The 9,732-nt window shown below is 51.0% G+C and carries 7 protein-coding genes; 3 read left to right on the top strand and 4 right to left on the bottom strand.

The genetic code is table 11. The annotated features are described in order from the left end of the window. The first annotated feature begins 1,136 nt into the window (after positions 1-1,136). Both ACO0LK_RS25055 and ACO0LK_RS25050 read left to right on the top strand, forming a co-directional pair. On the top strand, positions 1,137-2,165 hold the full coding sequence (locus ACO0LK_RS25055; protein WP_422979969.1) for a glucokinase: 1,029 nt from the start codon (positions 1,137-1,139) through the stop codon (positions 2,163-2,165). A gap of 58 nt (positions 2,166-2,223) precedes the next feature. Then, a complete protein-coding gene (locus ACO0LK_RS25050) occupies positions 2,224-3,867 on the top strand; it encodes an alpha-glucosidase (protein ID WP_422979967.1) in 1,644 nt (547 codons plus the stop codon). A gap of 73 nt (positions 3,868-3,940) precedes the next feature. Here the strand turns inward: ACO0LK_RS25050 and bcsQ are convergent, their stop codons facing one another. The 4 genes from bcsQ to ACO0LK_RS25030 all read right to left on the bottom strand — a co-directional run bounded on the left by bcsQ (position 3,941) and on the right by ACO0LK_RS25030 (position 7,582). Next, the gene (gene bcsQ / locus ACO0LK_RS25045; protein WP_422979965.1) at positions 3,941-4,711 is read right to left on the bottom strand and encodes a cellulose biosynthesis protein BcsQ; all 771 of its coding nucleotides are present in this window, start codon (positions 4,709-4,711) and stop codon (positions 3,941-3,943) included. Then, entirely contained in the window at positions 4,708-5,091 is a 384-nt protein-coding gene (locus ACO0LK_RS25040; protein ID WP_422979963.1) for a hypothetical protein, read from the bottom strand. The genes bcsQ and ACO0LK_RS25040 overlap by 4 nt, the downstream gene beginning before the upstream one ends. A gap of 173 nt (positions 5,092-5,264) precedes the next feature. Beyond that, positions 5,265-6,614 (bottom strand): alginate O-acetyltransferase AlgX-related protein, encoded by a 1,350-nt coding sequence (locus ACO0LK_RS25035; RefSeq protein WP_422979961.1) that lies wholly within the window; start codon positions 6,612-6,614, stop codon positions 5,265-5,267. 98 nt (positions 6,615-6,712) lie between these two features. Continuing rightward, entirely contained in the window at positions 6,713-7,582 is an 870-nt protein-coding gene (locus ACO0LK_RS25030) for an alginate O-acetyltransferase AlgF (protein WP_422979960.1), read from the bottom strand. A gap of 162 nt (positions 7,583-7,744) precedes the next feature. On the opposite strand from ACO0LK_RS25030, the gene ACO0LK_RS25025 reads away from it, so the two are divergent. Next, on the top strand, positions 7,745-9,724 hold the full coding sequence (locus ACO0LK_RS25025) for a BcsE family c-di-GMP-binding protein (RefSeq protein ID WP_422979959.1): 1,980 nt from the start codon (positions 7,745-7,747) through the stop codon (positions 9,722-9,724). Positions 9,725-9,732 lie beyond the last annotated feature (8 nt).

The following is a 9,732-nucleotide window of genomic DNA, read 5'->3' as shown; positions in this document are numbered from 1 at the left end:
CTTCCATGGCCTTGCGCGCCAGGCCCGACACCAGTGCATATACCACCAGCACGTGAAATAATATGACCAGCCCTAATCCGATAAATTTCTTTCCCGGCTCTTGCTGGCGATTTGAAAAATCCATTCCCGCTGTCTCCTCGAACTTAGAATATGAAGGCGGTAATAATAACCGCTGTTGAAGAAAAATTTGCGCTTCTTTGCTGAAAACTTGCCATATTTTTTGCACCAAGCATTGAATTTAACTCCACGGTCAATATTTATGTGCGTGAATGCCAGTTCTTGCTCGCTGTAGGAATAAGCAAATCCAACTTCTAACTATCAAAATAATGATTATTTGTAGTGACTCTGAAACTAAGCAGTCAAACAGGTGCTGGGTACGTAGCAATAATTGAACCATGCATGATGTATGTGGACAGTCAGCACACCCGATCTGGATACGCACCAACACGATGAGAAATTCTGTAGGTGTACGCCCCAAAAAAATGCACTATGGGGTGAACAGTTTTGAGGTCATCTTATCCATATTTTTGTTTCTTTCAAACCGGCAATAAATAGCAGCTTCTGATGTGCCTGGAAATTGCCTGTGGCGTTGTAAATATGCATGTTGATACGACTAAATTTTGTGCTGTCTGTCCAGTAACTCTTGTGGTCTTGATCCGAAAAGTGAAACAGGGAAATTTTTTGCCGTGATCGCCATTCATGCTGATGTCGTTCTTTGATTGGATGGTACTCATGTGTGCATGCAAAGTCTCTTTATATTTTGCGAAAGAAAAATCACCCGCCATCGTGCCGTTAGGCATCTGCCTTGCCAGGTTTGTTGGTGCGAGTCATTTGTAGTCGCATGGTCATGCTTCACGATAAAAGTGCTGATATGGCTTGAGGCGCGCGAATGCATCATAAAAAGAGGATGGCAAGATGAATTCAGTTATGGCATAAAAGTAGTGTGACTACATATGACTGCGTTGCATTTTATTAAATTTTTACCAAATACCTTTCATTTTCATTGCTATATTTTTAGATTTCTCCTTAATACATATAAATTAGTTAGACATCAATGCGCATTATATGTAGTATTGTTACATAAATTAATGCCGAGACAGGTAGCTAGAGGCAAATCTGAACATATGAATGCTGAGATGTTGACCAAAAATCCAAAAACACCAGGTAGTGCAGGGCCGCGTTTGCTGGCAGATATTGGTGGCACCAATGCGCGCTTTGCACTGGAAACGGCGAATCATCGTTTTGAAGCGATTACCGTATTGCCCTGCAATGCCTATCCCGACTTGCAGGCTGCCATTACTGCCTATCTTGCCAGAGAGGAAGTGAGGGCGCTGTGTCCACAGGCAGTGCAGCATGCGGCAATTGCCATTGCCAACCCTGTGGATGGCGACGTGGTAAGCATGACCAACCATCACTGGACTTTCTCCATCGAGGCTTTGCGCCAGGCTTGCGGCTTTCAGAATCTGGTGGTGGTGAATGATTTCACTGCGCTGGCGATGGCTTTGCCGCATCTGGCGGACCATGAAAAATTGCAGGTGGGTGGTGGCCAGGCGCAGGCACAGCGCGCCATCGGTCTGATCGGGCCTGGTACCGGCCTTGGTGTGTCCGGCATTATTCCTTCGGGGCAGCACTGGATACCTTTGTGCAGTGAAGGTGGTCATGTCTCGTTTTCACCGGCAGATGATACGGAAATCGAGATTCTGCGTTATGCCCGTAAGGAATATGCGCATGTATCTGCTGAGCGTCTGATTTCCGGCATGGGTCTGGAAATCATGTATCGCGCCCTGTCATATATGGATCAGATACCCAATCCGGAAGACATGAATGCAGCCGATATCACGCGGCGCGCGCTGGATGGCAGTTGCCCTGTGTGTGTTCGTACAGTTGAATATTTTTGCGCCATGCTGGGAACCATCGCCGGTAATTTGGCGATGACACTGGGGGCTACTGGTGGTGTATATATAGGTGGCGGCATCGTGCCGCGCCTGGGTGAGTTTTTCAACACCTCGGCATTTCGCCTGCGTTTTGAGGCGAAAGGGCGTTTCGCCACTTATCTTGCGCAGATACCGACTTTCTTGATTACCGCAGAATACCCGGCCTTTTTAGGCGTATCTGCTATTTTGACAGAACGGCTATCGGTGGCTGACCACGCGACATATGCCTGACATGCCTGACATGCCTGACGCGTCAGGTGTATTTTCAATTATTTTCTGGTTTGAGTGAATGAATACTGGTGTTCAAACGAAACAGGTGCAGCAGCCTGCCGACTGGTGGCGTGATGCGGTGATCTATCAGGTCTACCCGCGCAGTTTTTTTGACAGTAACGGTGATGGTATCGGTGACTTGCCTGGTATTACCGCAAAGCTCGATTACATCGCTGCACTGGGTGTGGATATTGTCTGGATATCGCCTTTCTTCACCTCGCCCATGAAGGATTTTGGTTACGATGTGGCAGACTATTGTGACGTCGATCCCATTTTTGGGTCGCTGGCAGACTTTGACCGTCTGTTGCAGCGCGCCCATGTGCTGGGTTTGAAGATCATGATTGATCAGGTCTTGTCGCATTGTTCTGATGCGCATCCCTGGTTTGCCGAAAGTCGCCAGAGTCGTGATAATCCCAGGGCCGACTGGTATGTCTGGGCTGACCCCAGGGCGGACGGTTCACCGCCAAATAACTGGCTCTCGGTATTTGGTGGTTCTGCCTGGCAATGGGATGCACGCCGCCGCCAGTACTACATGCATAATTTTCTGGTCAGTCAGCCGGATCTGAATTTCCACCATCCCGCAGTACGCCAGGCGCATTTGGACAATATGCGCTTCTGGCTGGCACGCGGGGTGGATGGTTTTCGGCTGGATGCCTGCAACTTTCATTTCCATGACCGGGCGCTGCGCGACAATCCGCCCAGCCAGGTGCGTGACAATAAAACCGTGCAGGATAATAATCCCTACGGCATGCAGGCGCATATCCATGACAAGACACAGCCGGAAAATCTGGCTTTCCTGGAAAGCATACGCAGTTTGCTGAATGAATTCGGCGCGATTGCCATCGGTGAAGTGGGCGCCGATGATTCATTGGGTGTCATGGCAGAATACACGGCGGGTGGTAACAAACTGCATATGGCTTACAGTTTCAATTTGCTGACGGCAACGTATTCTGCTGCGTATATTCGTCAACAGGTCGAAGAATTTGAAGCGCGTGTCAAGGGCGGCTGGGTGTCCTGGTCGGTCGGTAATCATGATTCGGTGCGGGTCATGACGCGCTGGGGTGGTCCGCAGGCAACGCCCGCTTTTGCCAAAATGCTGCTGGCCATGCAAATGGCCCTGAAAGGCACACCATGCCTGTATCAGGGCGATGAGCTGGCGCTGACCGAAGCAGAAGTTGCCTATGAAGATATACAAGACCCTTACGGCATTACGTTTTGGCCAGAATTCAAGGGGCGTGACGGTTGCCGTACGCCCATGCCCTGGCAGGCAGATCAGGTACATGCAGGCTTCAGCAGCGGCAAGCCTTGGTTGCCGGTGTCAGCAGAACATACAGCCCACGCCGTATCGGTGCAGGATGAAGATGGCAATTCAGTGCTCAATTATGCGCGCCATATCCTTGCCTGGCGCAAGCAATACCCGCAACTTAGCCGGGGCGATATCAGCTTCTTTGACGCGCCCGAACCGGTGCTGGCGATACGTCGTGACCTGGCTGGCAGCAACAGTATTGTGGCCGCATTCAATCTGGGTAATCAGCCGGTGAGTTTTGACTGGCCTGATGCAGCCGGGGTACAAAAACTGGATGCAGCAGGTTTGCCAGGGCAGGCTGACGCAGGAAAAGTCAGTTTGCCAGCCTATGGTGCATGGTTTGGGGAATTGAGTTAAACAGGATGTTTTGCAGCGCGCTTGACAGGGCTGTACGCGTGGCGTACGGCCCTTTTTTAATCTTTTCCTGGTCTTAAATGCCGTCACTCAGTATTTCTGTCACCCAGTCAGCGATACCCTGAAACTGTTCGACAGCCGGATGATCCGGAGCGTAATGGCAAAGCGGCTGCTGAAATGCAAAAGCCATGCTGATGGCTTCATCGCGCGGTATGCCAAAAGGCAACATGCGCTGGCCATATGATTTACTTAATGCAGATGCGATGTCGCAATTGAGCTTGTTATCGGGTTCGAGCTGGTTCAATAGCAGCATGCAATGATCAAGCGATGTGCCGGTTTCCATATTGCTTAACCAGGATTCCATCGCAGGTATGGTGGCGTAAGAACTGGCGTCAGCCAGCGCAACCATGATAATCAGATCAGCGCAGGCAACGGCTTGCCGCAGGTACACCGATGGCCCGGGTGGTGTATCAATCAGCAGGATAGCGTCATCGGGCAGATCAAGCTGGCGGATCTGTTGTTCTATCCAGTCGGGCTGGCTGGTCAGGCAGACTTCAAATGCCTTGCGTTCTGCTTCGCTGACATCGCCATAGGGCAGGTTGATGACGTTATAGGCAGTCGGATAGGCAACATCTGACCAGTCTTGCCCCAGCACTGTCTGTCGGCATACCCCATCTTCCAATGCGACACCCAGCCCAAAATGCAGGTGCAGGCTATTTTGTGGATCCAGGTTCAAAACAGCGATGCCGTCGGTACTGGCATCCTGCGCCAGAACCGCAGCCAGATTGGCGGTCACGCTGGTTTTACCGACGCCACCCTTCATGGAAACAACTGCAATAATTTTCATTTTTTAAGTAGCTGTCCCAGAAATCCGGTATCGCCGGATGGCGCGGACAAATTTTTCTCACCGGTTGCCAGGCGCTGAAACAATGCCTGAACCGAGGATGAACCCTTTGCATTGCTCATGCCTGTGATGGAGGGTGTCAAATGCTGGAGCTGACTGGCGATCTGTTGTTTGCGGTTGGGTGCGCCACCAGGCAGCGAGCCGGCATATGGCGCTACCCCTGCTGCCCCTGCTGTAACTACCTCAGCGACAGGCTGGCATTGCCAGCGCGCTTCCCGTTCCGCTTCTGTTAACAGCGCAGGACGATGTGCCTGTTTTGCAGCGATAGACTGCAAAATGGGCCAGCTATGTTCAGGTGCTTTGCCATCGTCCTGGCGATTCATGAATACTTTCTATGGTTAATGGAACGTACTGCAAGCCGTTCAGATGATTTGTAAAACAAGTCCACGCGCTTTGCAAAGGCGGCCTGGTCCTGATTATTCAGATTAATTTTATCAATCATTAATGAAGCGGCATAGAAATACTTGCATGCCTTTCATCAATGCACGTGTTTTGCTTACTTCAATGACACAGCTGTTGCGCGACACATTTTCAAACCAGTGATCGATATCGCACCTGGCTCACTGGCGGTTATCTTCACACCCGTATAGGTTTTGCCATCACGGGGCAATGCAAATACCAGGCTGTGTGCAGCGGCATCACCATTAACGGGGACGGCCTGGCTTGATTTGCGTCCGCCCACTTCCCCTTTCATTGCTTCCAGGGTCAGTGTTTGCGATGTCTTGCTGCTCACCTGTGCTTGCAGATAATCAAGACCATCACTGGCGGGACTGAGTTGTATGTTCAACTCACCGCCTGTAATGGCCCCTTGCAAGCTGGCAGTGACAGATGTTGGGCGGCACTGCTGTTGTACCAGCGCCGACACACGTTGCAGCCATTCCAGATTGTCGCTGCGATAGCGTTCTTCGCGGTAAGGGAAAGCAGGTGGTGCACGCATATCCCTTTCCGGCATTTCCCATATCAGCAGTTTCGGTGGATTATTGCGAAAGGCATCATCGCGCAGATAAGATTCCATGCCTACCCACGACCCCTGGTCGGCACCAACCGCAACCGTCAGCACATCTTTTTGCAGGCTATATTTCAATAAGTCAGGAAAACGTGTCCAGGGTTTGGAATAGCTGCTACCTACCAGGCTGATCATAGGGACAGACGCATCACCCAGCAGATTATTGCCACCAGCGGCCTTGCTGACCTCGACGTCGTACACCATTTCTGGTGCATAGGTGCCCGCATTTTTCGGTAGCTGATTGACCAGGTCGCGTGATACGGTGGCGATGGCTTGCTGGGTCCAGCGCACCGAGAATTTTTCAGTCGGAATAGTGCGCAGTGTGGCTTTGAGTGTTGCATCAGTTTCCATGCTGATGGTGGCGGTGTCTGCCGCCAGCATGGCACCTTGCGCAGACCAGTGACTGTCAAGGCGGAAAAACAGGTTTTTATCCGGTTGGCTTTTTACATTCTGCAAAAAGCTGGTATTCAGGTCAATGACTTTGACTCCTGCAGTACTCAATGCCTGTGCCATTCTCTGGTAATTGCCCGCCATGTAAGGATTGAGCTTGTTCTGATCCGGCAGGTGTGCCTGGTAAATGCGTGCCTTCAACGGCACCATGGCTATCACCAGGGTAATGCCATTGTCTTTCAAGGCCTGATTGAAACCTTTGATCAGGTCCAATGAGGTATTACTTGCAGCCAGATCGGCACTGGTAGTCCATTCATAGCGATAAAACAGCCAGTCATGTTTGCCTTCAATCGCGGCGGCTTCCTGCGCACATGCAGATGTGGCACTCAGGCCCACCGCAATGAGGCTTGTGGCCAGCCAGCCGGCCAGATGTAGGTTGGGGCGCAGCATGCTTATACTCCTGATATGGTAATGACAGTGGTCATGAATTTACTTGTGACGTAGATAAATGATATAGATAAATGATATGGATAAATAAGGGGCTAATCTCATTTGGAAAACCCCGGCTCCAGTGTGTTTTTGGAAACCCGTGCACGCAAGCCTGAACCGGCGCGCAAGGCGGGATTCGCTTCTGTTGAAAGCAGCAGACTATAGTTGTCCCCGCGTTCCATCGCCAGCGAAGTCCTGGCCTGCCCCTTGCCTGAAGGCGCACAATCAAGCGACGCCGCTGGTTGCACATTCGATGGGCATACCAGCAATTCCACACTGACCGGATTCACCGCCAGCGAGTGGCTGGTGGATGGAGCCAGATCGTGAAAAACGCTGGTCTTGCCATCAGCCGTTTTGATATTGACCGCGCCAGACTCTGGTGCCAGATGGTAAGCCGTCAAGGTGGACTTGAGCCGGTTGGTGTTGCTCTTGTCTTCAAATATGATGGGGCTGAGGGACCTTGCTTGCGCTTGCAGATTCATGAAAGCCAGCGTCTGTATGCGCTTTGCGCGGACATCAAGCTTCAGTGTCAGGGCTTTCTTGCCACCGCTACGTGACTGCAATACCAGCTCATGCGGGCCGGCAGGCAACACCATGTAATGACTGAACTGGGATTCCTGCAAAGACGCCTGGCGTAGTTTGCCGTCGATAAGTACATCCACCTGATCTTGCTGGCCGAGGTAAATCACGCGTATATAACTGGCGTCCGCAGGTGGTTCGGGTTCATACAGGACACCGGTGGATTGTGCTGCGGCTAGCGTCGATAAGGCCAATTGCAGGCTCAGTAGTAAAAAAAGCGGCAAAAAAAACAGCGAACATAGCTTCAACAGATAGCGGGTGCCAAAGCCTTGCTCCATCGGCAGATACTGATTGCCAGGGCATGTTGTTGATGAAGCTTTTCTTTGCATATTGAAGTTTGTTGAAGACATGCTATGGTGAAAATGAAAACATAATTAACAAATCAATCACATTTTCAGTAATGTTACACATGGTAAAATGGCTTGATAAATAAGGCTGTAATAAGGCTGACAAGTGTTCTCAGATGTTTTTAACAGGATTCTTTGTCAATTAAACAAAAGGCGCTCGCCATTATGCATCAGACCCCCACCGTTGCCAACGCCAGGCTTAATCTTCCTGGTCTTCCCAGCCTGACAGATCAGATGCTGGTTGGCGGCCTGTATGCATTGATTGCAGAAATGCCGCCTTCACGCGTGCCTTTGCTGGCCAGCAGTCTGGCACATGCGTGGAACAGAGACATGGACTGCACTATCATTTTGCCATCACATCCGGAAGCCTTTCTCGAACGCATAGACGCGCTGGGTATTTACGATACCCAGCAGGCAATCGATAGTGGTCAATTGCAGATATTTTTGCGCCAGGATAATTTTTCCAAAAACATGTTTCGCTTTGGTGCAGACCGCTTTGCCAGGGAACTTGATCATTTTGCTATTCCAGACGGCAGTTATCTGATATTTGATCAGGCAGATGAATTATTCAGCCTGCACGATATCTCGCTGGCGATGGAACAAATTGAAGTCTTGCGGCTCTGGTTCAGCAAGCACAGGGTGACTGCCTTGCTGATATTTTCCCGCCTGAACAGTAACAGTGCCGATACCCTGCAAGCCATGATGGATCAACTGTCCGGCATCGTCAAAATTACCAGCGGGCGTCAGGGACAAGAACTGGTTTTTGATTATTGGCAATCACCCGAAGGCACTATCGCAGCCCGGCAATACCCTTTGCTGACACTTGATAACGGCATGTACCAGATCGGTGTACGCAACAATGAAGATGCGAATGACAATGTAATCAGCCAGATCATTGAATCCGTCGCAAGCGGACCCGCAAAATTCTTTTACATGGATGAAGACCTGTCTGGTCTTGCCAACGAATTACCCGGCACCTGGCAGCAAGTCAACAGCATGGTTGGAATGTTGCATGCCACCCGTGGCTTACATGCAGCGACCGTCATACTAAGCTTTCAGCGTGATACCGGCCTGCGTGAAATTGCAGAAACCGTGCACACCCTGCGCACCAGTCTCGGCAAGAAAGCGCATATAGTCGTTCGTGAAAAACAGGCGTCGCTACGCTACCAGAATGAAGCCCTGTTGCTGCGTCTGGGCGTCAACCTGGTGATACACCGGGATATCCCGGAAAGCCGACTGCCGCTCTTGCTGGAATCCTTGAAGGGGCAAAGTTTTGACCGCAATGTCGAGATTGATTTTGAAGTTGCCCTGGCCAGTGTCATACCTTCCGGCGCACGTGGCTATTTATTGCCAGCACGTTTTGCCCGTGAAGCCAGCGCCATTGTTGAACGTGGCGCAGCTTTGAATATTCCATGCGCACTGGTCATCGGCGAATTGGTGCGAGGTACCAGTTTCCCTGACATACTCGGCCGGGTGAGTATTTCCCGTCCTGGTGATTTGCTGTCCAGCGATGGCCGCGCATGCTATCTGTTTTTTAATGGCTGTCCGGAATCTGCCTTGCCATTTACCATAGAGCGTATTTTAGGTGGGCGGGTGGAGGGCACATTTTACGATCCCGAATTTTTGCTCGACAGGACATCTATTGAAGCCGCCTTGAATGCACTGGCGCGTGTAGCGCGGGAGAAAAATCTTCCTGACTATTCCACTGAGCCTGTGCTTGAGGAAAAACTGGTCAATACCGCGCCGGAACCAAAGACGGCAAAGCTGGCAAAGCCGGAACTGCCTGCTGTGAGCAAAATACCCAAAATATCTAAAGTATCTCAGGTGCCTGATGTCTCTGTTGCAGACAGTGCCACCGTTCCTGTTAAAAAGGTATCCTCTGCACCGCAACAGATGGCAAAGTCTGTGCAGGCAGACATCAAACCCGTCATGACCGAAACGAAGGTACTGGCCAGCACCGTCATTGCAGAAGCCAGCCCCGTCTTGTCCGCAAATGCCAGACAAGTGCCAGAACTGCTGGCGGAGGTGGTGTCGAACGTAGTGACTCAGCCAGACATGCCCCAGCCCCGCGCAGCCAATCAGGTATTCGGCAAACAGCCGGCACCAAGGGCTACTCGTGCATCCTATAAAAAGCAGACGGGTTAATGTTTACC

It is taken from the genome of Undibacterium sp. Ji49W (genome assembly GCF_049340205.1).
Classification (GTDB): Bacteria; Pseudomonadota; Gammaproteobacteria; order Burkholderiales; family Burkholderiaceae_D; genus Undibacterium.
This window is presented reverse-complemented; position numbering and strand designations above follow the sequence as displayed.